The organism is Dialister histaminiformans, assembly GCF_900103425.1.
In the GTDB taxonomy this organism is placed as follows: Bacteria; Bacillota; Negativicutes; order Veillonellales; family Dialisteraceae; genus Allisonella; species Allisonella histaminiformans.
Genome location: NZ_FMXA01000019.1, coordinates 1 through 22,450, shown reverse-complemented (window position 1 = coordinate 22,450; position 22,450 = coordinate 1). Strand labels below are relative to the sequence as shown.

Sequence of the window (22,450 nt, the reverse complement as noted above, 5' to 3'; positions counted from 1 at the left end):
AATGCAACACGTTTCCCGTTCTGGAGAGAGAGGGGGAATGACGACAATAGCTTGTCGTCATTGGCTGTAAGTCCATAACCTTAGGAAATCTTTGATTTCCATACTATTGACAGCCCGGTCTTTGCTGGCGGCTGGTGGAAAGTAGAATGCGGTATGTTTGTATGAAGGAAAATATAAAGATGTTACTTATCACTTCTTTGTAACAACTTTCCTTATTTTCTCAATTCTCGTATCTCATACCTGTCTTTTAAGTCTGAGGTCTGAAGAAAACTTACTGGTTTTCGTGTCTGATCGTCTGCCTTTATACAAGGGGTGCTATACGCAACATCACCCCCTGCAATTCCTGTGGAATTGCACCGACTGAGCCTCAGAATCAATTCCAATATACTTCTCCCGTCTCTATATCGTATACCGCACCGACTACCTGTTCTTCTTCCAGACCGTCGTGGCGGAAGGCATCGAGAATTTCGGCTACCGCGTATTTTACGTTAAGCGAGGCGGCGGTGAAGTCGTCGGTTTCGTCTCCTATGGCCTTATGAATTTTATCAGTAATGGACTGGATATGGCTGTCGCCTTCGCCGGCTATGGTGGCAGCTACGGCGCCGCAGTGGGTGTGTCCCAGCACGACCACCAGCGGGCTCTTTAAATGAGATACGGCGTACTCGATGGATCCCAGCTGATGCCGGTCAATCACATTGCCGGCTACCCGGATGGTGAACAGTTCGCCCATACCGGCGGAGAAGATAATTTCCGGAATTACCCGGGAATCGGAACAGGCAATAACAATGGCATAGGGGAATTGCCCGTTTTTCGCTGTATTTGCCCGAATGGCTGACGAAACGTCACCGGTATAGGAATTACTCTGGATATATTGTGAATTGCCTGCTTTGAGGCGTAAAAGGGCTTCTGCCGCTTGTATGCGGTTGGACATGATAAGACCTCCTTATGGGGAGACGAAGAAATACAGAAAGATAAAATTTACAGAGTTTCTGTTACTGCAGTATACCATGCTGAATGTTCCCTGCTGATAGTTTCTGCTATGTGGCGGGCTTCTTTCAAATCATCAGCAATGAGGAAGAATGCGGAGCCGGAACCAGTCATCTGGAATGGACGGCCGAACCGGGAGAGGGCTTCTGATGTGCGGGCCAGTTCGTCTTCCTGCGGAAACAGGCCTTCTTCAAAGTGATTCATCAGCGAAGCAGAAAGAAGGGATATGTTCTTTTCTTCCAGGGCCTGCACCATCTGCTCTGTTGTGTCTGGACGCTTGTGGGATGACGCATCAATCTGTGCATATGCAGCGCCGGTGGATACAGATATATCGGGGCGCACAATCACCAGAGGCAGTCCATGCCAGGGGGTAACAGGCGTCATTTTCTCTCCTATGCCCTGGCACCGGGCACATCCGCCGGCAAGGCAGAATGGCACATCGGCACCAAGACCGGCAGCGAGAGACAGAAGCTCATCCTGGCTGAGCGGGTGGTCATATACTTCATTGGCGGCCAGAAGTACGGCAGCTGCATCCGCAGAACCGCCGCCCATGCCGGCCGGAGAGGGAATGCGTTTCTTAAGAATCATGGAGAGACCTTTGGTGAGACTGGCTGCATCCAGGAAACGGCGTGCGGCAGTCCACATGAGATTATCTTCTCCAGCAGGTGCTGTCCCTTCGGCTACGGTAAGGCGGAGGGAGTCATCGGCAGATACGGTGATTTCGTCCGACAGAACAATCTGATGCATAATGCTGTCAATATCATGGTATCCGTCAGAACGCTTATTTCCTACATACAGGGTCAGGTTGATTTTGGCATGTGCTGCCACAGTGATAGAAGACAAAGGAGACCTCACTTTCTGAAAGCCTGAAGGCTGTTTCTGTATATTTCCAGATAAAACAGAGACCCCATAACAGACAGCAATACGTGACTGCTGGCCATTATGGGGTCTCCATTTCATATGTTACACATATGAGTAAGGGGTGCGGAAGAGGGGACTTCCGCATGCTACTGTATAGCGTAACGATATCGGGGGGAATTAGGGGATTCCCAATACCGCACTACTATACGGTGCCTGCCCATTGACAGTCATCGCCGGGCAGGAAATGTGTTAAGTAAACACTTATGTATCTATGTTATATGAAAATTAGAAAAAATTCAAGTGCAATATAAAAGATTTACAGATTTCAAGGGTGTTTTTTTTGGATGAGTAAAATTATATAAATAACTATGGATTATCGGTTACATGTTGTATAATGAGAAAAGATTTATGGTTTACAGGAGAAATACAAATGGAAAAAACCCCATTCTTAAACCCTTCCGATTTTCTGGAGGATGAAGCTTTCCTTATCAGCTTCAACATTGCCCTTATCTGCCAGCGTATCTGTGATATGCAGACTAAGATTCTGAAGAAGTATGATCTTACACCGAGACAGTCCCTTGTACTGGCCTATTTGCGCAATCACCCGGAGGATAAGATAACCCAGAAGATACTGGAGGATAAGATGCACCTGTCCAATCCAACGGTGACCGTGATTGTCCGGTCCATGATTGGGAAAGGACTTATTGCCAAGGAAAAGGACACAGAAGACAGAAGAAAATACATTCTCCACATGACAGAAAAAGGAAAAGCTGCATTCAACAATGGCCGCGGAGAATCCAGAGCAGCCGATGACCTGGCCTATGAAGGCCTTTCCCGGGAGGATATTGATTATCTCAAATCCATAATGCGCCGGATTATGGATAATCTGATTGCGGAAGAAAAGAAATGAGGCTCCCTGCAAGCGGAAGCGGGTGGTCTGAACAGATTCTTGATACTGTGCCAAATGAAAGGTTTTGTGCAAGAGACCTGAAGGAATCAAAAAGCGACAGGACATATCCTGCCGCTTTTTTGTGTGTGAAAAGAAGCCTGCAAAGCAGGGGTATAGGACAAATTTGTGTGTTTTTGATGCCAATGAAGCTAGTATTTATCGAGCTTCCTTGGCGCGACAACAAGGGATTGTTGTCGCGGGGTGCAAATCTTCCGGTTTAGAAATTCGAAGAATTTCCTTATTAAAGGCAACCAGGTCTGCTTTAAAGAGTGAGATGATTTTTGAGGGGCAAAAAGTGTTGTAAAAATCTCAAAACCCTTGTCAATACTGGTGAAACAGGCTTTTATTTTTGTTGCTAAAATTTTAGCAGGCTTTCCTCTGATTTTACAACCAGGAATCAACTATCCACCGATGTTTGTCGGTTCCCTTTCGCTCCAGAAAGGAGCCGTTTGATGTGCTTGTCCGTACTTGTTCATAAGCCTGCTTATAAACAGGAAGAACCATTATAAGGCGGTATTCCTGTTTTCGCATTATACGTTAAGAATGCGAAAGGTAATTAACGGAAGCATGCAGCACGTTTCCCGTTCTGGAATACGATAGCCAATCATGGTGCATAATATTCAATTTCCAGGTTTGTTTTAGTCAGAAATCTGCATTCTTACCTTTATCAGGCTTTAATACGGACCTGGATACCATTTTTATGGAAATTCAAAGAATTTCTTAGATAGAAGACTTGTATCCCGTGGCAACAAGATATTGTTGCCACGCCCGCCTGCCATATATAAGATATCAAGGATTTGCAGGCATTCGAGACAATCCGTTGTCTCGAATCCATCCGCTTGTCGAATGGTGGAAAGTAGAATGCTGTATGTTGGGATACAGGAAAGCGTGCTGTTGTACGTTTGACTCTTATTCATCTTTAAAGCAGATCATAAGGCCGCAAGAATGGTTATGCCATTCTCGGCTCAGGATGGCGCAATCCTTGCAGATTGCAGAAGTGAAGCGGAATGTTCTCTTCTTGAAAAAGGCAAGCATGCGAAAGCTGATTAACGGAAGCATGCGAAACGTTTCCCTCTCTGGAGAGAGAGGGGGAATGACGACAATAGCTTGTCGTCATTGGCTGTAAGTCCATAGCATTATGAAATCTTTGATTTCCATACTATTGACAGCCCGGTCTTTGCTGGCAGATGGTGGAAAGTAGAATCCACTATGTTGGAATGTAGGAAACCATGCTGATGTGCTCCCTCTGAAGTCTGATTTGCCGGACCGTCTGATGTCTCTTCTGAGGTATGTTTGCAATTCCGCTCAATCCTCAAACCTGTCTTTTCAGAATTCACCACTCGAAAGTCCCGGAAAGACTTTTGCTATCCTGCTTTTTGATGTTAAGGAATAGCCATTCTTGCAGTTCTTGAGCAACAAAAAAATGCAGCGAATGCTGCATTTTTTTGTTGCTCATCTATCTTACATAAAGAATGCCTGTGCTTCTACGTACCATACGTTTTCCATCTTGCGGTCGCCCATATCTTCGGCCTTGAAGCCGTATTCAGCCTTGAGCTTGAGCCCCTTCATTGGAACATATTCGAAACGGGCCAGGTTGAACTTGGCGCCGCCGTAGTTATGTTTGTCAGGATCGGTGACATTGGGGTCGGCCACGGCGTTCATCTTGTCAGCCAGGTATGCCGGCATCTTGCCCATGTCGATACCGTTGAACTTCCAGTGCTTGTAGACATGTCCCATGTACTGATCTGCTACATCGCTGGAGGAACCGCCGAAATAGGTTCCTGCCTGGCTGTAGATGTGGTCCAGGGTGAAGGCATAGGAATGCGGCTTCAGCATATCTACGTCGCCGAAGGTTACGCCGAAGTTGAAGCTGTGCGGACGTTCGTTGTTCAGCGGCAGACGGCGCATGTTCTTCAGGTATTCGCCGTGAATGGACAGGTGATCGTTAATGTTGTAGGACAACGCGCCGCCCCATGCCTTGGCAATCGGGTCTACCGAGCCGTTGACCTTAGCGCCGTACAGATGGATTTCGTACTGCTTCGGTGCTACGTACTTATAGGAAATGAAAGTTACCGGTACATCTTCATCGGAACCCCATGGCATATGGACATCGCTCATCGGATAGTATACACCGTTGGACCAGTCGAGGCCGCTGGACAGAGCCTGCAGGCGGTCGTTATGATTGAACTTGTCTACCAGGTTGGAAGAAATGGTAGATGCGGTAGCATTGATTTTTGCCTGATAAGCAGCTCCTGCCACCGTGGTAGTAGCCACGTCCTGAGGTATGCCGCTGGCCATCATCTGCTGTATGGTGGAAGCGGTGAGAGCATGGCTGACATCGTTCTTAATGTTTCCGGACAGGTCGTTGATGTTGGTAGTACGGTTGATGGAGTTGGAAATGACCTTGGACAGGGCATCGGCCTGCGTGTCGCTCATACCGGGCAGTGCCATCAGCTGCGACTTAGCCATAGCGCCGGCCAGCTGGGAGGCAGCGGCCTTCATGCCGGCTACGCCGTGCATCATCGGGCCGGTGTAGTCGTAGTTAATGTTGTTGGCGCGGCCGGTGGCAATACGGAGGGCGCCACCCTTGAAGTAGTCGCCGAACTGTACGCCAATACCGGTGAATTCGCCATCATAGGTGTAGCCGGTGACACCCATACGCATGGGGAAACGGCCAATAACGATATTGTCATCTGTCGGTCCCTTATCAAAGAAGTAATGATCCTTCACTTCACCCCAGTGGTAGGTGGTGAAGAAACGGTTCAGCTTAAATTCGCTGTCGTCTTCATCAGTAGCATTAACCCCGGTGAAGGATTTGCCGTTCATGGACATATGGGTTTCCAGCTGTCCATAGAGCCATACTCTTGGGGTCATCTTGGTGTAAGAGTTGACACGGAAACGGAATCCCATGGAATCGTCGTGGTCATGGTCAGAGGCCTTGAAGATGTTATCATAGGATGGCATAGCGCTGGCACGGAAATCATATATGAATGTGGTATCCTTAAATACCTGATTTTCCAGCTTATCTACCCGTACACCCAGGTTATCCAGCTCACCGGCATAATCAGAGGACAGTTTGTCCAGTGTAGCTTTCTGGTCAGAAGTCAGGGTATCTTCCTTAGCCATGAGGCGGGCTACAATCTGTCCCATTTCATAACGGGTAATATTTTTATTTCCTTTAAAGGTTCCATCCGGATAACCATCAATAACGCCTTCGTCGGCCAGCTGGCTGACAGCCTGGTAGGACCAGTCGTCTGGGGTTACGTCAGAGAAAGCATTGTCTGCCATAACAAAGGAAGTGGTAAGCATGAGTGCAGCCAGAGCGGCACCAAAAGGTAAGCGTTTCATGAAATTTCCTTTCCGGATGAAAATCCTTCGCTTGTATTGAAAATAAAATCAAACAAATATACAAAAATGATTTATAAAATCGTAAATTAACCTATTCATTATATCTCCGGAGAATAAGAAATGTCAATAGAAGGATAAATGTGTATATTTTATGGGATTTTTCGGAATGGATCATCTTGGGAATTAAGGAAAGAATATCCTGTAAAAGGAGGAAAAACATCATCTTTTTCATCTAATTGAGAATAGATGGAGAATGAAAAAGTTAAACAACAAGCATAATATTTTTGATAATGGGACAGGCTAAACAGGGAATGGGAGGGATGACCATGAGAGGGGGAATAGTATACAGGCAGAGCTGCATAAATTAAAGAGATTACAAAAAAGAAAATGAAGTGCAGCGCAACTCTTGACTGGATCGGAAGGCGTAGCATATACTAATTCAGCGTTAAAAAGCAGAATGGGTATTCTTCTCCCTTGATGACAGGACAAAAGAAGAAAAAAGAACCGGAAACAGGCAGTATTTTCCGGGACGGGAAAGGATGTGCAAGTTATGGAAAATCAGGTGACTCTTCGTTTTGCGGTACCGGATGATGCGGAAGCAATCCGCTCTATTTATGAACCTTATGTGCTTAATACAGCGGTTACTTCTGAATACTACGTTCCTACGGTGGAAGAATTCCGGGCGCGTATTACCAGAACTCTGGAGAGATATCCCTATATAGTGGCTCTGAAAGACGGGCAGATTATCGGCTATATTTATGCCAGTCCTTTAAGCCCAAGGCATGCGTATTCCTGGGCGGCAGAAACATCGATTTACATTCGCCAGAACGTGCGCCGCATCGGAGCAGGAAGCCGGCTATACAAAGCCTTATCGGCTATCTGTATGAAGCAGCACGTGCTCAACCTGTATGCCCGCATCGCCTTTGCTGATTCGGAAGATGAATTCCTGGTCAATGCCAGTGCCCGGTTCCATCAGGCCATAGGATTCTCAAAAGCTGCCGAATTTCACCGGGTATTCCATAAATTCGGTCGCTGGTACAACGCTATCTGGATGGAAAAACTTCTCGGTGGTCATCCCGAAGGTACCATGCCCGAAGTGATCCCCTTTCCCCAGCTCCATCTCACGGATGAAGATCTGAAAGCGTATTGAGGTAGATGAGCTGATGCGCAAAAGACCGGTATGAGATGTGAGGAATGAGGGAAAACCCGCAGGCTGAAGCTGTCTGTCAGTGTGAATCTCAAGCTCGCACCAACCATGAGCCGAAGGCCATCTTTATTCTCCCTCACATCTTGCACCCTCGATTCTCGAATCTCTCTTTTTCCACAATAAAAAACTGCACCATGAAAGGTGCAGTTTTTTGATTGTTTTTTACTTATTTATCAGCCAGCAGCTTCTTGCACTTGGCGATGTTAGCACGAATGGTATCGCAGCAGTGCTTGAACTGAGCCAGTTCGTTGTCTGGCAGGTTGAATTCAATGATGTCTTCTACACCGTCAGCGCCGATGACGCATGGCAGGCCTACATATACATCTTCTTCCCCATATTCGCCCTTGAGGCTTGCACTTACTGGGATGATCTTCTTTTCATCGTGGAGAACCGCGCTTGCCAGGGTGACAGCGATGCTGGAAATGCCATATTCAGTGCACTTCTTGCCTACATAGGTAACCCAGCCGCCGCGGATAGCATCATGGGTAGCCTGTGCGCGGTCAAACTGGAAACGTGAATCCGCCGGATCCATGTCGTCCAGGCGCTTGCCGTTGAAAGAAACCTGGGACCATGGGGTCATCTGGGCATTGCCGTGTTCACCCATCATATATGCCTGGATAGAGTGCGGGTCAATGCCTGTCTGCTTGGTGAGCCAGTGATTCAGACGGGAAGAGTCGAGGCCGGTGCCTGTGCCAAATACGTGGTTCTTCGGGAGACCGGATTTTTCAGCAATCAGGTTGGTAATGACATCGCATGGGTTGGTTACATTGATGAAGAACCCTTTGAATCCGCCAGCCATAACCTTCGGAATATAGTCATTGACCTGTACAGCGGTGAAGTTCATTTCATCATCGCGGCTTCCGGTAGCTACCAGGGATACATTGCCTGCGCAGTTGATGATAATGTCGCAGTCACCCAGTTCTTCATAAGCAGCTGGCTTATATACTACGCGGCGTGGCATGAAAAGAACCGCATCCATCAGATCCTGTACTTCGCTCTTAACCTTCTGTTCATTTACATCGCAGAGGCGGACTTCATCGGCAACACCCATCATACCCAAATCAAATGCTACGTGGGCACCTACATGTCCAATCCCAATTACGCCGACAATTCTTTTTTTCATATAGAAAACCTCCTCTACCTGTCTTCGTGACGGCTTGGTGTTAACCATCATGGCAAAATTGTTGTGTTATATTATATCACCGATATTGAAAAATAGTAAAGATTCTATTTTTGTATAGACAGCAATGCGGGAAATGCATGAAAAGAAGCCCTGGGCGGGGATGCTGCCAGCGGATACATTACATGATATAGAATAAATATAATATAATAAATATATAAAGAAAATAAGAATATTCCTGTAGCTGTATAAATAGATATTCCTGTAGCTGTATAAATAGAAAAGACGGAAGGCCCGCAACCTTTGCTGGTACTCTGTGCGAATCAGAAGATTCACAGGGCGGTAAAAATGGGAGTGCAACATAGTTAATGATTTACAACTTCAAGCTTTTTAGAAGACCGGGCTACCATTTATGGGAAATCCATACGGATTTCGATTCAGTAGACTAGTAGCCAGCAAGCCCGCGGCTCGAGGCTATACAAAGCCTCCTGCTTTACAGGGGGATATGGAATGCTCTCTTGTGACAAGGAAAGAATGACGGATGAGCTTTGCTCATGCAAAATGCTATACACAGTATCCCCCCTCTGAAAACTTCCAGTGGAAGGTTTTACGAGCTTCCCCACATGATTTCTTATAATTCTATTTATGAATGGGTTTATATGCGTTAAATGAATATCAGACATGAAACCCAGGCATGGAGAGGGCGAGGCGATGTAGGAAACATAAAACCATGGAAAGGTAAAAAAGCTGATAAATACAGGAGAAATCCGGGGTATAATAAAAAATATACGCGAATTCAGAGTAATTTGCCCTTGTACCATCCGAGAGATGCCGAGTGGTGGGTATAGATGTTTTCTAATGGGAATCCATATATTTTTTTATTGCCTAACTGTTTTTTCTATGCTAGAGTTAGGTAATTCCTTTTTACACGATGGAGTTAACGATTAGGAAAGGAGTTGCTATTATGCAAAAAAAATCTAATGAATTCGTTGCCATCGGCTTAATGTTGTTTGCCCTGTTCTTCGGTGCAGGCAACCTGATTTTCCCGGTTTTCATGGGTCAGAATGCAGGTATTAATGTAACCTGGGCCACTCTGGGCTTCCTGATTACCGGCGTAGGCCTTCCGTTTGCCGGCGTACTGGCTGTATGTTATTCCGGCGACGATCTGCAGAATCTGGCTTCCCGCGTAGCGCCATGGTACGGCGTAGCATTCACCGTTCTGCTGTATCTGACCATCGGACCGTTCTTCGCTATTCCGCGTACTGCCACAGTATCCTATGAAATTGCGGTAGCTCCGCTTCTGGGACCGGAAGCTAAGAGCATTGGTCTGTATGTGTTCGCTTTTGTTTTCTTCGCCCTCTCCTGGTGGCTGGCTATTACCCCGGGTAAGATGGTAAGCCGCATTGGCAAGATTATCACTCCGTTGCTGCTTATTTTCCTGGTCATCCTCATTGGCGCTTCCTTAATGAATCCGATGGGCATTCCGCAGGCTCCGACGGACAACTATGCAACTCCGGTTGGCGCAGCGGTACAAGGCTTCCTGGATGGCTATAATACCATGGATGCACTGGCTGCTCTGGTATTCGGTGTTATTGTGGTACAGTCCGTTAAGATGTTTGGTAAGACCACGCATGAAGAAATCACTTACTCCTGCTTGCGCGCAGGCCTGATTTCCACCTTCATCATGGCTCTCATTTACGGATCCCTGAGCTTCCTGGGTGCCAGCTCCGTTCAGGCCATCGGTATTCAGGAAAACGGGGCTCCTGTACTGGTTCAGGCAGCGCAGTTCTATTTTGGCCAGTCTGGTTCCATCATTCTGGGCGGCATCGTAATCCTTGCCTGCCTTACCACCAGTGTTGGTCTGATTGCTTCCTGTGCAGCTTACTTCAATCTGCTGCTGCCAAGAGTTAATCATGTTCTCTGGGCTACCGTATTCTCCTTCGTATCCTTCGGCATTGCACTCTTTGGTCTGAGCACCATCATTTCCGCATCCATTCCGGTTCTGATGTTCCTCTATCCACTGACTATCGTGCTGATCCTGCTGGCACTGACCGGCAAGCTTCACGGAGGAGCACACAGTATCTATGCATGGACTATCGGCCTGACCGTTATTCCATCTCTCTATGCAGGTTTCCATACCGCAGGCATTGCCCTGGGCGGTGTAGATGCCTTCATGGCTTCCCTGCCATTTGCACACTACGATATGGCATGGATCTCCTTCTCCGTCGTGGGATTTATTGTGGGCCTCGTCGTCAGCAAGATTAAAGGCTAAACAATAAGTGTCACCGTTACCCATCGTGTAATCTGAATGAAGGCCTGTCTCTTCGGAGACAGGTCTTTTTATGTGGATATAGTATAATTAAAGCTGTGCAGGAAATGTGATGCCAGTCTATGACGGCATATGTAAATAAACCTGCCAGAGGAGTCATTATGAGCGAATCAATATATGCATCCTGGAAGCCTGTGCTGGAAAAGATTATGCACCGGCTAGTGGATTATCTGGAAAACAAGAATGCTGAAAAGAAAGCTTCTACCGGAGAGTCCGCATTTGAACATATCAATTATCGGATTAAGGGAGAAGAAAGCATGCGCGACAAATGCCGGAGAAAAGAGATTCCGGAAACGCCGGAGTCTGCACTCTGCACCATTCATGATGCCATAGGCATCCGTATTGTATGCTGTTTTCTTGATGATGTGTATGACCTGGTAGATGTCATCCGGAATATACCCGGCGTCCGGGTAGCGAAGGAAAAGGATTTTATTACCAGCGCCAAGCCGAGCGGTTACCGCAGTTACCATCTCATCCTTGAAATCGAGGATGAGACCACCGATGCACTGGGAAATACGCCGGGACATTATTACGCAGAAGTCCAGCTTCGGACCATTGCCATGGATTCCTGGGCCAGTCTGGAACATCAGATGCAGTACAAGCACGAAATCAAGAATAAAGATCTTATCAGCCGGGAACTGAAGCGCTGTGCGGACGAACTGGCAGCCTGCGATGTGTCCATGCAGACTATACGGATGATGATTAAGGAAGCCTGAAAGAGGGCATTTGTGAAGGGGGAATTTATGCGCATTTTACTCGCAGAAGATGAACAGGATATGTCCCGTGTTCTGGCGGCCATTTTTAAGCATGAAGGATATGATATCGATGTGGCGGCCAACGGACAGGAAGCAGTGAATCTGGCAGAAGCCAATAGCTACGACTGTATGATTATGGATGTCATGATGCCTGTGAAAGATGGCCTCACCGCACTGGCGGAAATCCGTGCCTCAGGCGATACGACACCGGTCATTATGCTTACAGCAAAGGCGGAAGTGGAAGACCGCATTCAAGGCCTGGATACCGGGGCTGACGATTATCTGGCCAAGCCGTTTTCCGTGAAGGAACTCATGGCCCGGGTAAGGAGTCAGACACGCCGGCAGGGAGCCTTTAATCCGGGAAAAATTACCCTGGGAAATACCACGCTGGATGTGGAGTCGGCAGAAGTTGTAGCAGGGAACACCATCAGCCTCAGTCCTAAAGAAGCCAGATTGCTCCGCTACTTTATGAACAATGCAGGCAAGTCCCTGGATGAAAATTCTGTATTCCGTCACCTGGGAGAAGAAGGGGAGGCAGAAGACCAGGATGAGGTATGGCTCTATGTGAACTATCTGAAGAGAAAACTGGCATCCGTGCAGTCTGACCTCACGGTGGAGGGGCAGCGTGGAGGTCCGTATCGGCTTATACAGAGCGGAGTGAATACCTATGGATCTCATTAAACGATTACGTCACCGGTTCATTTTTCTGGCCGCTGTCTCTATTTTCATTATCGTGTCTGTGGCTCTTCTGTCTATCAACTGGATGAGTGCCCGGTCCATGCAGGAAAGCTGCTTCAAGACCATGAACCGGATTGCGGATAACGGCGGGGTTATGCCCATGAGGGAAGGGCACTATCCGGCAGCGGCCACTACCTGGTTTATTGATTCCGACTGGAATGATGAGTCACGGGAGTCGTATTACTCTACCCGGTATTTCAGTGTCATTTTTGACCGGGAAAACAAGGTAACAGACATTCACGCAGAGCAGATTGCCGCCTATACGGAAACTGAGGCGGTAAAGCAGGCACTCCAGATTCTGGCCAGCCGGCAGGATGCCGGTTTTTTTGAAAAGGATGGTTCAGATTACGGGTTTGTTGTGAGAACCGATGCTAGCCAGGACAAGATGGTAGTAGTAGTGGACGCCAGCCGGGAATTCATGGCCGTTCGTTCCTTTATGAACTTCTCTTTCCGCTTTGGTCTGGTTTGCATAGTCCTTTTCATTATTATCTTTGCCTCCCTGTCCAACCGGGCGATTCAGCCGTTTATCCATAATTTTGAGAATCAGAAGCGGTTTATCACCAATGCAAGTCATGAACTGAAGACCCCGATTGCCATCATTTCCGTCAATGCGGAAGCACTGGAAATGGTGAATGGAGAAAATGAGTGGACCCGTGGCATACTGAAACAGGTACATCGCCTGTCTAATCTGATTAACCATCTCATTCTTCTGTCCAAGATGGGGGAAGGCTCCCAGTTCCAGATGCAGAAAGCTCTGGTCAACATATCCGAGGTGGCATCCAATACTGTCGGTTCGTTCCGCCTGCTGGCGGAAGAGCAGCATAAGAAGGTGGAAGCGGACGTGGAAAAGGATATAAGGATTCAGACAGATGAAAAATGTTTCCTCGAATTGCTCAATATCTTCCTGGACAATGCGGTGAAATACTGTGATGAAGGCGGTACCGTGCGCCTTGCGCTGCGGAAAGGAAAGAAAGACGGCACCGTGGCACTGGCTATCAGCAATGACTATGCGGCGGGGGAACACGAGGATTATACCCGTTTCTTTGAAAGATTCTACCGGAGCGATGAGTCGCATAACAGTGCAAAAGCCGGCTATGGTATCGGCCTTTCCATGGCCCAGGAAATTCTGGGCATGCTGAAAGGGAAAATCCGTGTATCCTGGAAAGATGGCCGCATTACATTCGTCATGGTCATTTCATCACTGTAAGGAGGGGAAAACCATAGAGAAAGAAGAAATGCTGCAGGATGCGGTACTCTATGTGAAGCGCACCTGCATTTTCATAGACACCTGCAGTCTGCTGTCAGAGTATTCGGAGGCCTTCTGGAACCAGTGGATTCCTACCCTTCGTAAAAGCGGACAGAAAATCATCATCATCCCTTCGGTGTTAAATGAACTCATGCGTCATCGGGATAACCGCAAGGATAAGGCACTGGCCCGAAAGGCAGAAAATGTGCTTTACCTTTTGCAGGTGCTGGAAAAAGAAAATCTGGCCATGTTGGCCGGCGTTGCAGAATCGAACTATGCGGATGCGGATTTCACTAAAATCCTGGCATGTGCCTCCCGGAAGCAGCCTATGCTGTTGATAACCCAGGACAGGGAGCTGGCAGCAAAGATTCATCGCCTGAAGAATCGTCACGCCATAGCGGCGCGCCTTTCCGAAGGGGGCATATTGCTTAAAGCCAAACCGGAAAGGAAAGAACCATTTCTTACCAGACTCTGGCAGGGAGTCTGCAGTTTTTTCGGAAAAAAGAAAGATGACCGGGAAGCAGAAACCTGCCGCCTTTGTGGCAAATCCTGGCCGGCGTATCGAATGAAGGCACACCTGTGCCCGGAGTGCCTGAAAAAAGGGACTATCCATCACTGCAAACGCTGCGGAAAGGATATGCTGTATACCAATTATCTGAAGTACGTAGAAAAAGCAGAACCATTCGCCTACTGTGATGACTGCTACCGATTCCGTAAAAAGGTATTTCAGTATCGAACCTGTCAGGATTGCGGCTGCACCTTCCCCATTACCCAGGGAGAAGCTGAATTCTATCAGGATAAGGGGTATGAACTGCCCAAACGATGCAAAGACTGCCGGCATAAAAGAAGGAGATAAAGAAGGGCCGGCTCTATCAGGTAACCGGCTGGTAATTTTATCCATGATGTTGACTGTGTTTGCCAGTGGGAATCTCCGTGTTTCCTGAAGAGAGAAAAGTCGCTGTGAAACGAAAAATTCACAGCGGCTTTTTATTTTTATCATGCTCATTCTGTATGCTGAAGGGAATTTAACAGGCATTTTACGGCCTGGCAGGTTCTTGCTAGGATATATGGGGTAGGGCAACTGATATGTGGCAGTTACAGGGCCTGACCATACTCGCGAACTGCATGCGCAGGGGCACTTGGTGGACATGGGGGAGAGGATGACATACAAAATGAGGTTGTGGATTGGAGTCGGTATACTTTGTCTGGCAGCGGTGGGAGTGGCAGCGTATTTGCACTCACCTCGCTTTGGGCGTCCTTTCAGGCCTCAGCGTCTGGCCAGGGTGGAGGCATCTTCCCATTATATAAACGGGCATTTTGAAAATCTGAAACCTGTGCCTGTTATATCGGGGCCGGATAAGGGCTTGATAAGGGGACTGATGGATTATTTCATGGAAGAGAGGCCGGGTGCGGTACCGGAAGAACCTGTCCCCAGTGCGAAAGTCAATCTGTGGAAGCAGGATCGTAACGAAGATTTTGTAGTCTGGATGGGGCATTCCTCCTTCTATATGCAGTTGGACGGGAAACGAATACTCGTGGATCCGGTGTTCAGCGATTATGCGTCCCCCATCTTTTTTGCCAATCGCGCCTTTAAGGGGAGCAATGTGTATACGGCGGACGATATTCCACCGGTGGATATTCTGGTTATCAGTCATGACCATTGGGATCATCTGGACTATCCTACGATTATGTCGCTTAAAGACAAGATTGGGAAAATCGTCTGCCCGTTAGGCGTGGGAGAATACTTTGAAGAGTGGGGATTCAGGCCTTCCCAACTTTATGAGGAAGACTGGGACAGCGATGTGGAAATTGCCCCGGATTTCCATATTCACGTACTGACGGCGCAGCATTTCTCCGGACGTCTTCTGGAACGAAATCCTACAGAATGGGCATCTTATGCATTCATTACCCCGACCCATAAGGTCTACTACAGTGGAGACAGTGGGTATGGACCGCATTTCCGGGATATCGGAGATGCGTTTGGAGGGTTTGATCTGGCTCTTCTGGAAAACGGGCAGTATGACCCGCAGTGGCATAATATCCATATGCTGCCAGAGGAAACGGCGCAGGCGGCAACGGATCTCCAGGCACGCTATGTGATACCTGTTCATAATTCCAAATTCGCACTGGCCCGTCATGCCTGGCAGGCGCCTATGCAGAGTCTGGAAAAGGCACACCGGGGAGCCTCCTGGAATCTGCTGACGCCGGAAATCGGAGAAAAGGTATCCATGCAGAAGCCGGGGCGGTTTCCGGAGTGGTGGGTAAATCGGAAATAACAAGTATAAAAAGGGGGGAGATAGCCTATGAATCGATTCAAATGGGAAATAGCAGGAGTTATTGTAGCCCTTGGAGTTCTTGTTTCTGCCTGTGGAAATGGGAGTGCAAAGGCTGTGTCGCAGGACACTCCGGTGATTCCTGCAGATAAAAAGGTTTTGGTTGTGTATTACTCTGATACGGGAAATACAAAAGCAGTTGCCGATAAAATTGCAAAAGAGACGGGAGCGGATGAGTTCCGCCTGGAGCTGACAAAACCTTATACAGAAGAGGATCTGGATTATAATGATGACGATAGCCGCGTATCCAGAGAACATGAGAATCCTTCGCTGCGTCATGTGGAGTATACCGGTGATGTAGCGAACTGGAAGGATTATGACATAGTATTTATTGGTTATCCTATCTGGTGGCAGCAGGCGGCCTGGACAGTGGAGCCCTTTGTAAAAGATCATGACTTTTCAGGAAAGACGGTCGTTCCTTTTGCTACTTCGGCGATGGCGGATATAGGAGACAGCGGGAAAAATCTGGCTTTTCTGGCTGGAGGAAACGGCAAATGGCTGGATGGGGAACGATTCTCAGGAAAGGCATCTGCGGCTGAAGTTCGTGAATGGCTCCAGTCCCTTTCATTCTGAAAACAGAAAAAGCATCTTATTTAATTTATATACCAGGGAGGTTTTTATGAAAGCACTTATGATTTATGGTCATCCGCACCCGGATATGTCACTGGGAAATAAGACTATTATGGAAACAGTGAAAGCCGCAGTCCCGGATCTGGATATACGCCAGGTGGCTGAATTATATCCTGACGGGAAGTTTGACATTAAAACTGAGCAGGAGGCCCTTGCAGCAGCAGATACTATTATCCTGCAGTTCCCTGTTTACTGGTATGCCTATCCGGCACTGCTGAAGAAATATATTGATGATGTATTTGCCCATGGATTTGCTTATGGCAGTACCGGGACACGGCTGAAGGGGAAAACACTGATTGTCTCCTGTACCACCGGCGCTCCTTATGATGCATATGCAGAAGGCAAAGTACAGGGCCATACCATGGACAGCTATATGTTTCCGGCTGCACAACTGGCCAGACTTTGTGGTATGCGATTTGGCGGTGTTCTGCACACAGGCGGTGTAATGTATATTCCCGGGGTAAGCAAGCCGGAAGACAGGGAACCCATAATCAAAGCCTGCCAGGCCCATGGGAAAAAACTGGCATCCCTTCTGAAATAAGGAGAGAAAAGAGGACAACACGAGCTGAGGCGCAGCATCAGAAATCAGCTTACAGAAGAAAAGGCAGGCATGCGAAAGCTAAGAGCAGGAAAGCATGTCATGGGTTTCCTCATCTGGAAGGAAGAGAATGTATTTTCTTTCCCACAATTCCGCCATACTCAGAAATTCGCAGGAATCTCCTGAGTATGGTGGTGAAAGGATAAGGGGGTGTTTTCTGGAAAAGGGCCGAGTTTTCCTTTGAATCTCAAGCTTCAACTCTCTAACCTGCTCTTCCCCGGCTGGCTTCTCAGGATTCACTCGTTACATGGTTCATGAGCTGCCGGCTCTATATTGTCGTATAATAGAGGCAAGGACAACGTTTTACGTGTGTGCAATAAGGAGGGATACTTATGCTGAGACATGTAAACCGGTTACAGTCTGCTGTATACGGCATCGCGATTGGGGATGCCCTGGGACTTCCTGTGCAGTTTATGCCCCGTGACTCGTATCCGGAAGTGACGGAGATGATAAAAAGCGAGAAACTTCCATGGCCTGCCGGGACCTGGTCAGATGATACCAGTCTCACCCTGGCCACGGTGGACAGCCTTCTTACCTGTGAAGGTGTGGATATTCCGGATATGCGTGCCCGATTTATGGATTGGATGGACAATGGGGCGTATACTCAGGACGGAGAAGCTTTTGACCAGGGGTTTACCACCGTGCATGCCTTGACCCATGGGTGCGGGTGTACCAATGAACAGTCCAATGGGAATGGATCGCTTATGCGCATACTTCCACTGGCCTTTGTGCAGAACCTGAGTGATGAACAGATTGCCCAGGTATCCGGTATCACCCATGCGCATCCGCTATCAGTGGAAGCCTGCCAGGTATACATTCACGCAGCACAGCTCATTCTGGACGGATTTTCTCTTTCCGAGGCCATAGAGACAGCCTGTCTGGCATCGGAAACATTTGCTGGTCTGGTGGATATAGGACAATGCAGCCGCAGTGAAATACGGAGCACCGGTTACGTAAAGGATTCACTGGAAGCGGCCGTCTGGTGCCTTCTTACTACCAATAATTTCCGGGATGCCCTCGTTAAGGCAGTCAACCTGGGAGAGGATACCGATACCATTGGCGCCATAACCGGAGGACTGGCGGGCATAGCGTACGGTATGGAGTCAATACCGGAGCCCTGGATGAATGCACTTCGTAAGAAGGATATCATTGAATATTGCCTTACAGCGAGGTAGCCTGGCCCAAACAGATGGAAAGAATAGTTTTTACAGAAAGGATGATTCCCATGGTAAAAGAAGAAGTACTGAACAAAGTAAAGGAAGTTATGGACGCTTCGTCCTGCTATGAAGGACTGAAAACAATTTGCGGAGACTATCTGAAAGCCGTAGGGACGGAAAAAGAAAAGGCGGCTGCAGATGTACTGAAAAAAGAACTGAAGGCAGACGTAAACTCCATCGATGAAGTGATTCCGTTCTTTGAATCAGAAGAAGGAGAAAAGGTGCTGGGCAAAGACACAGCAGCCCACCTGGCAGCTGCAGCAAAGGAAGCTAAGGAAAAAGGCGTGAAATACTGCATCTGCCCAGCCTGCACCGCTGGCGGATGGCTCCTCGATCACGAATCCGAATTCTGAAAAGCAGGTATGAGAAAGTAAGACGGGTTTGAAAATTGCGCGGAGGGATTTGAAAAAACTGGCAGGCCTGGAGCTGTCATGCAAATCAGATGTCCGATAAAATTAAAAAGCATAGTAAAACGACTTTCCAACCTATTTATGGAAAGTCGTTTTACTATACCTCTATCCAAAAGCGGTGAAGAATGCAAAAGCTGGCAAAAGGAAAGTTTGCGAAACGTTTCCCTCTCTGGAGAGAGAGGGGGAATGACGACAAGGTCCTGTCGATAAGTCCATAGAATTATGAAATCTTTGATTTCCATACTATGGACAGCCCGGTCTTTGCTGGCGGATGGTGGAAAGTAGAATGCTGTATGTGAATCCATGGGATATGTTGCTCCTCACTTTTTTATAAAAGAGGCTATTCGCAGAATCCACCCCCTGTGCCTCTGCAGGAGGCACACCGACCTGCCATATTGAAGTTAAGGCACCGACCTACATCCGTTCAGGATGTACCGACCTGCGAGCCTCTAGCTCGCACCGACCATGAGCCGAAGGCTCATCTTTGTATGTTGGAATAAGGGAAAGCAAAAGGATGTTACATATGGCCCTTTTATAAAAACGTTCCTTATCTACTCTCCAACCACATACCTCCAACCTGTCTGTATAGCACAGGAAAGCATGCAAAACGTTTCCCGTTCTGGAAGACCATATCCTAATATAGTGCACAATATCCAATCTCCAGATTTAAAGTAGATCGGCCTGCCATTCTGATGTTAAGCCACCGACCTTGAGTGTCCGTTCATCTGATTCCATACCCTGAAGAGCCGGATGGATGAACCAGGGTGGCCTTTCCTTCGGAACCGGAATTTCCGGTAAAGTAAGTCTGTCGCAGTCCATTGTTCTGCGCTCCGGTGGATGCATCATAGATATAATAGTCCACTGGCACCTGAATCTGACTGCCTTTGCGTGTGGTGTAGAACCCTCGGTCATTTACCGTCCAGTTCCAACCGGATCCGCCGGTGGCGTAACTGGATAGATCGCCTCTCTGGTCAGCCGAGTAGTGCATGAGCACATAATAGTCTGTGGTGCCGTCGCTGCTGGCCTGCCGCCCTATGGTCCAGGCATCGCCGGGGGCAAAAGGGATGCCCAGATTTCCGGCTGCCTGATTGCCGGCATCCGTTCCGGAAAAGAGGTACTGCCCCCGGTTCAGGGTCAATGTTCCGTCCGCAATGGCCTGGCCGACAATTTCCGGAATGGTGTGATGTTCCTGATTATTTTCCCCGTTTGAACTGCCCTGGGCAGCGGTTTCCATCAGATTCCCTGAATTGCGGAAAATGGTTTGCAGAGAATCCTTGAGTCCGCTCTGGGAATAAATCAATACACCCACTGCCACCAACAGTGCCAGAAGAAGGGCATATTCAATCAGATCCTGGCCTTTTTCTCTTTGGCCACTTGGTAAGTAAATCATAGGGATATCTCAATTCAGAAGTAAAGAACTGTGCATAGTTCGATAAACAGGGTTTGCTTCTTTTCATTATAGTATTGGCAATATAGAAAGACGGTAAATCAAAACGTAAGGCATGAAAAAAGGTTGTGAAAAAATGTTTTTCACAACCCGGAATTGCAGTCTGAAGGCTGAATGTCTGATTTTTCTGATAACTCTATGTTTGCCGGTTTTTCACATTTCGCCTGCTCACTTCTCTTGCCTGTCGTTTATTCTGTCAGCTCATGAATTAAAGCAGGAACCGTAGTGATTTCATTAATCTTCCACGCGTTGGCGCCACAGAAAATCAGAGCATTATCTACATCCCCTTTAACGGCTCGGATCAGCGCCATGGTGATGCAGTACGGAGTGGTAGCCGGATTGCATGTCTTCAGACAGTTGAAACAGTGGTCCGGCGGGATACGACCCTTTTCAGCTCTCGTTACGAAAGCATTGCGAATAGCGCGGCCAGTCATATGAACCGGGCTGTTTACCAGGGTAATATCTTCCTTGTGGGCATTTACATACATCTGCTTAAATGCATCTGCTGCATCGCATTCCTTTGTGGCTACGAACCGGGTGGCCATCTGTACGCCGGCAAGCCCCAGAGAAAGGTAGTGGCTGATGTCTGCCTTATCGAACACACCGCCTCCGAAAATTACAGGAATTTTTTTCTTGAATTTTTCTTCATAGGAATGGACGACCTTCAGGATGTCACCAATCTGTTCCTCATAGCCGCCATTACCCCACATGGCCACTTCCTCCCGGGTATACCCCAGATGTCCGCCCGCTTTAGGCCCTTCAATAACGACAGCATCCGCGGTGCGGTGATGGTGCCTTTCCCAGAGGTGTAGCAGTACCGATGCCGCTTTGGCAGAAGAAATGATAGGGGCAATCTTTGTCTTTGTTCCTTCTACCAGTGACGGCAGAGTTTTAGGCAGTCCGGCTCCGGAAAAAATGATGTCAGCGCCATTCTTCACTGCACACTTTACATATTCGGCATAGTGATGACCACGGCACATGACATTGACACCGATTACGCCGTCTGGTGCGATTTCCCGAGCTCTGGTCAGATGTTTTGCCAGAGCCCGTTCGTTGGCACCATAGGAATTTCTGAAGAAATCCTCTTCCTGATAGCCTGGCTGAGCTGCGGATATGACACCGATTCCTCCTGCCTTTGCCACAGCCCCTGCCAGGGATGACAGACTGATACCAATCCCCATGCCCCCCTGAATGATCGGGACCCGTGCACACAATTCTCCTATATGAAGTGATGGAAAATCCATAACCCCTCCAATCTAACATCGTGCGATAAATGTTTGATTTAATTCTCAAATAGCTAATATCTGAAGTATACTCTGAATATGCTTAAAAATCAAGAAATGGTGGGAAATAGCAGTTATTCCTTTTAATCAATAATGAACTTCAGACATTGTGTTTATCTATACATAACATAAATTTCGTTTTGTTTTATTCTCAATTAGAGAAAAACACAGGATACACACCGGTTGTCTGGCGTAGTATAATGAAAACGGCACATAATGCCGAAGATATGGTAAAACAAAGGAGAGTATATTATGGCTAACAAATATGCAGGAACTAAGACAGAAAAGAATTTGTGGGAAGCCTTTGCAGGCGAATCCATGGCAAGAAATAAATACACATTCTTCGCTTCCACAGCAAGAAAACAGGGCTTTGAACAGATTGCAGCGATTTTTGAAGAAACCGCTAACAACGAAAGAGCCCACGCCAAGATGTGGTTCAACGAACTGGGACTTGGCGGCAAGACCGCTGAAAACCTTCAGCATGCCGCAGAAGGCGAAAACATGGAATGGACCGATATGTATGACCGTATGGCTAAAGAAGCCGACGAAGAAGGCTTCCACGATCTGGCAGAAAGCTTCCGTCAGGTAGGTGCCATTGAAAAGAGACACGAAGAACGTTACAGAAAGCTGCTCCACAATGTAGAAACCAAGCAGGTTTTCGAACGCAGTGAAGTCAAGATCTGGGAATGCCGCAACTGCGGACATATCGTAGTAGGTACCACTGCGCCAACTGTTTGCCCGGTTTGCAAGCATCCGAGAAGTTTCTTTGAACTTCATGCTGATAACTTCTAAATTCTAAGCAATTTTGACTGATTTATAAGCAATTTTGGCCCATTGGCTGCGTCAGCACCATGCTATGCGATTCTCACGTATGCAAATACAGTTCGACCCGCCCACCATGGGGCTTCCTTGTCACTGCATCAAAATCGTTAGAATTTAACTGACATCAAAGAAATAAAAGCCCATTGGCTGCGTCAAGGCCGGTTGGGATT

At 47.7% G+C, this 22,450-nt stretch carries 19 protein-coding genes; 13 read left to right on the top strand and 6 right to left on the bottom strand.

The genetic code is table 11. The annotated features are described in order from the left end of the window. Positions 1-373 precede the first annotated feature (373 nt). The gene (locus tag BLQ79_RS06740; RefSeq protein WP_091365138.1) at positions 374-931 is read right to left on the bottom strand and encodes a carbonic anhydrase; all 558 of its coding nucleotides are present in this window, start codon (positions 929-931) and stop codon (positions 374-376) included. Between the two features lie 47 nt (positions 932-978). Continuing rightward, positions 979-1,830, bottom strand: coding sequence for a 4-(cytidine 5'-diphospho)-2-C-methyl-D-erythritol kinase (gene ispE / locus BLQ79_RS06735; protein WP_091365136.1), 852 nt, complete (start codon positions 1,828-1,830; stop codon positions 979-981). Positions 1,831-2,278: 448 nt separating this feature from the next. Between ispE and BLQ79_RS06730 the strand changes: the two genes are divergently transcribed. Next, positions 2,279-2,758: a MarR family winged helix-turn-helix transcriptional regulator gene (locus BLQ79_RS06730; protein WP_159427871.1), complete on the top strand. Its 480-nt coding sequence runs from the start codon at positions 2,279-2,281 to the stop codon at positions 2,756-2,758. Between the two features lie 1,500 nt (positions 2,759-4,258). On the opposite strand, the gene BLQ79_RS06720 is transcribed toward BLQ79_RS06730, so the two are convergent. Continuing rightward, positions 4,259-6,145 (bottom strand): S-layer homology domain-containing protein, encoded by a 1,887-nt coding sequence (locus tag BLQ79_RS06720; RefSeq protein WP_091365130.1) that lies wholly within the window; start codon positions 6,143-6,145, stop codon positions 4,259-4,261. Positions 6,146-6,695: 550 nt separating this feature from the next. On the opposite strand from BLQ79_RS06720, the gene BLQ79_RS06715 reads away from it, so the two are divergent. Beyond that, positions 6,696-7,295 (top strand): GNAT family N-acetyltransferase, encoded by a 600-nt coding sequence (locus tag BLQ79_RS06715; protein ID WP_091365128.1) that lies wholly within the window; start codon positions 6,696-6,698, stop codon positions 7,293-7,295. Between the two features lie 223 nt (positions 7,296-7,518). Here the strand turns inward: BLQ79_RS06715 and BLQ79_RS06710 are convergent, their stop codons facing one another. Then, positions 7,519-8,475, bottom strand: a complete 957-nt coding sequence (locus BLQ79_RS06710; RefSeq protein ID WP_091365126.1) for an L-lactate dehydrogenase — start codon at positions 8,473-8,475, stop codon at positions 7,519-7,521. A 961-nt stretch (positions 8,476-9,436) separates the two neighbouring features. On the opposite strand from BLQ79_RS06710, the gene brnQ reads away from it, so the two are divergent. The 10 genes from brnQ (at position 9,437) to BLQ79_RS06660 (ending at position 18,671) form a co-directional block, all read left to right on the top strand. Further along, positions 9,437-10,744, top strand: a complete 1,308-nt coding sequence (brnQ, locus tag BLQ79_RS06705; RefSeq protein WP_200779851.1) for a branched-chain amino acid transport system II carrier protein — start codon at positions 9,437-9,439, stop codon at positions 10,742-10,744. A 158-nt stretch (positions 10,745-10,902) separates the two neighbouring features. Beyond that, positions 10,903-11,517, top strand: coding sequence for a GTP pyrophosphokinase (locus tag BLQ79_RS06700; protein ID WP_091365160.1), 615 nt, complete (start codon positions 10,903-10,905; stop codon positions 11,515-11,517). A gap of 27 nt (positions 11,518-11,544) precedes the next feature. Continuing rightward, the gene (locus tag BLQ79_RS06695; protein WP_091365124.1) at positions 11,545-12,237 is read left to right on the top strand and encodes a response regulator transcription factor; all 693 of its coding nucleotides are present in this window, start codon (positions 11,545-11,547) and stop codon (positions 12,235-12,237) included. Further along, the gene (locus tag BLQ79_RS06690) at positions 12,224-13,501 is read left to right on the top strand and encodes a sensor histidine kinase (RefSeq protein ID WP_091365122.1); all 1,278 of its coding nucleotides are present in this window, start codon (positions 12,224-12,226) and stop codon (positions 13,499-13,501) included. Before BLQ79_RS06695 ends, BLQ79_RS06690 begins: the two co-directional genes overlap by 14 nt. Before the next feature lie 28 nt (positions 13,502-13,529). Then, on the top strand, positions 13,530-14,396 hold the full coding sequence (locus BLQ79_RS08305; RefSeq protein WP_200779850.1) for a zinc-ribbon domain containing protein: 867 nt from the start codon (positions 13,530-13,532) through the stop codon (positions 14,394-14,396). 316 nt (positions 14,397-14,712) lie between these two features. Further along, on the top strand, positions 14,713-15,816 hold the full coding sequence (locus BLQ79_RS06680) for an MBL fold metallo-hydrolase (RefSeq protein ID WP_200779849.1): 1,104 nt from the start codon (positions 14,713-14,715) through the stop codon (positions 15,814-15,816). A gap of 27 nt (positions 15,817-15,843) precedes the next feature. Further along, a complete protein-coding gene (locus tag BLQ79_RS06675; RefSeq protein WP_091365119.1) occupies positions 15,844-16,446 on the top strand; it encodes a flavodoxin in 603 nt (200 codons plus the stop codon). Between the two features lie 46 nt (positions 16,447-16,492). Next, the gene (locus BLQ79_RS06670; protein ID WP_159427870.1) at positions 16,493-17,044 is read left to right on the top strand and encodes an NAD(P)H-dependent oxidoreductase; all 552 of its coding nucleotides are present in this window, start codon (positions 16,493-16,495) and stop codon (positions 17,042-17,044) included. 389 nt (positions 17,045-17,433) lie between these two features. Then, positions 17,434-18,276 (top strand): ADP-ribosylglycohydrolase family protein, encoded by an 843-nt coding sequence (locus BLQ79_RS06665; RefSeq protein WP_091365115.1) that lies wholly within the window; start codon positions 17,434-17,436, stop codon positions 18,274-18,276. A 50-nt stretch (positions 18,277-18,326) separates the two neighbouring features. Beyond that, complete coding sequence (locus tag BLQ79_RS06660; RefSeq protein ID WP_091365114.1) at positions 18,327-18,671, top strand: hypothetical protein; 345 nt, start codon at positions 18,327-18,329, stop codon at positions 18,669-18,671. A gap of 778 nt (positions 18,672-19,449) precedes the next feature. Here the strand turns inward: BLQ79_RS06660 and BLQ79_RS06655 are convergent. After that, the gene (locus BLQ79_RS06655) at positions 19,450-20,118 is read right to left on the bottom strand and encodes a hypothetical protein (RefSeq protein ID WP_091365112.1); all 669 of its coding nucleotides are present in this window, start codon (positions 20,116-20,118) and stop codon (positions 19,450-19,452) included. A gap of 245 nt (positions 20,119-20,363) precedes the next feature. Then, positions 20,364-21,419: an NAD(P)H-dependent flavin oxidoreductase gene (locus BLQ79_RS06650; protein ID WP_091365109.1), complete on the bottom strand. Its 1,056-nt coding sequence runs from the start codon at positions 21,417-21,419 to the stop codon at positions 20,364-20,366. Between the two features lie 291 nt (positions 21,420-21,710). Between BLQ79_RS06650 and BLQ79_RS06645 the strand changes: the two genes are divergently transcribed. Continuing rightward, positions 21,711-22,250 carry a rubrerythrin family protein gene (locus BLQ79_RS06645; protein WP_091365106.1) on the top strand — a complete coding sequence of 180 codons (540 nt, stop codon included), beginning with the start codon at positions 21,711-21,713 and terminating at the stop codon, positions 22,248-22,250. Positions 22,251-22,450: the final 200 nt, after the last annotated feature.

Bases quoted from the DNA above. Each gene is read 5' to 3' on its own strand.
- BLQ79_RS06660 (WP_091365114.1), top strand. From the start codon at position 18,327: ATGGTAAAAGAAGAAGTACTGAACAAAGTAAAGGAAGTTATGGACGCT.
- BLQ79_RS06650 (WP_091365109.1), bottom strand. From the start codon at position 21,419: ATGGATTTTCCATCACTTCATATAGGAGAATTGTGTGCACGGGTCCCG.
- BLQ79_RS06740 (WP_091365138.1), bottom strand. From the start codon at position 931: ATGTCCAACCGCATACAAGCGGCAGAAGCCCTTTTACGCCTCAAAGCA.
- BLQ79_RS06645 (WP_091365106.1), top strand. From the start codon at position 21,711: ATGGCTAACAAATATGCAGGAACTAAGACAGAAAAGAATTTGTGGGAA.
- BLQ79_RS06695 (WP_091365124.1), top strand. From the start codon at position 11,545: ATGCGCATTTTACTCGCAGAAGATGAACAGGATATGTCCCGTGTTCTG.
- BLQ79_RS06670 (WP_159427870.1), top strand. From the start codon at position 16,493: ATGAAAGCACTTATGATTTATGGTCATCCGCACCCGGATATGTCACTG.
- BLQ79_RS06730 (WP_159427871.1), top strand. From the start codon at position 2,279: ATGGAAAAAACCCCATTCTTAAACCCTTCCGATTTTCTGGAGGATGAA.
- BLQ79_RS06675 (WP_091365119.1), top strand. From the start codon at position 15,844: ATGAATCGATTCAAATGGGAAATAGCAGGAGTTATTGTAGCCCTTGGA.
- BLQ79_RS06655 (WP_091365112.1), bottom strand. From the start codon at position 20,118: ATGATTTACTTACCAAGTGGCCAAAGAGAAAAAGGCCAGGATCTGATT.
- BLQ79_RS06665 (WP_091365115.1), top strand. From the start codon at position 17,434: ATGCTGAGACATGTAAACCGGTTACAGTCTGCTGTATACGGCATCGCG.
- BLQ79_RS06715 (WP_091365128.1), top strand. From the start codon at position 6,696: ATGGAAAATCAGGTGACTCTTCGTTTTGCGGTACCGGATGATGCGGAA.
- BLQ79_RS06690 (WP_091365122.1), top strand. From the start codon at position 12,224: ATGGATCTCATTAAACGATTACGTCACCGGTTCATTTTTCTGGCCGCT.
- brnQ (WP_200779851.1), top strand. From the start codon at position 9,437: ATGCAAAAAAAATCTAATGAATTCGTTGCCATCGGCTTAATGTTGTTT.
- BLQ79_RS06700 (WP_091365160.1), top strand. From the start codon at position 10,903: ATGAGCGAATCAATATATGCATCCTGGAAGCCTGTGCTGGAAAAGATT.
- BLQ79_RS06710 (WP_091365126.1), bottom strand. From the start codon at position 8,475: ATGAAAAAAAGAATTGTCGGCGTAATTGGGATTGGACATGTAGGTGCC.
- BLQ79_RS06680 (WP_200779849.1), top strand. From the start codon at position 14,713: ATGAGGTTGTGGATTGGAGTCGGTATACTTTGTCTGGCAGCGGTGGGA.
- BLQ79_RS06720 (WP_091365130.1), bottom strand. From the start codon at position 6,145: ATGAAACGCTTACCTTTTGGTGCCGCTCTGGCTGCACTCATGCTTACC.
- BLQ79_RS08305 (WP_200779850.1), top strand. From the start codon at position 13,530: ATGCTGCAGGATGCGGTACTCTATGTGAAGCGCACCTGCATTTTCATA.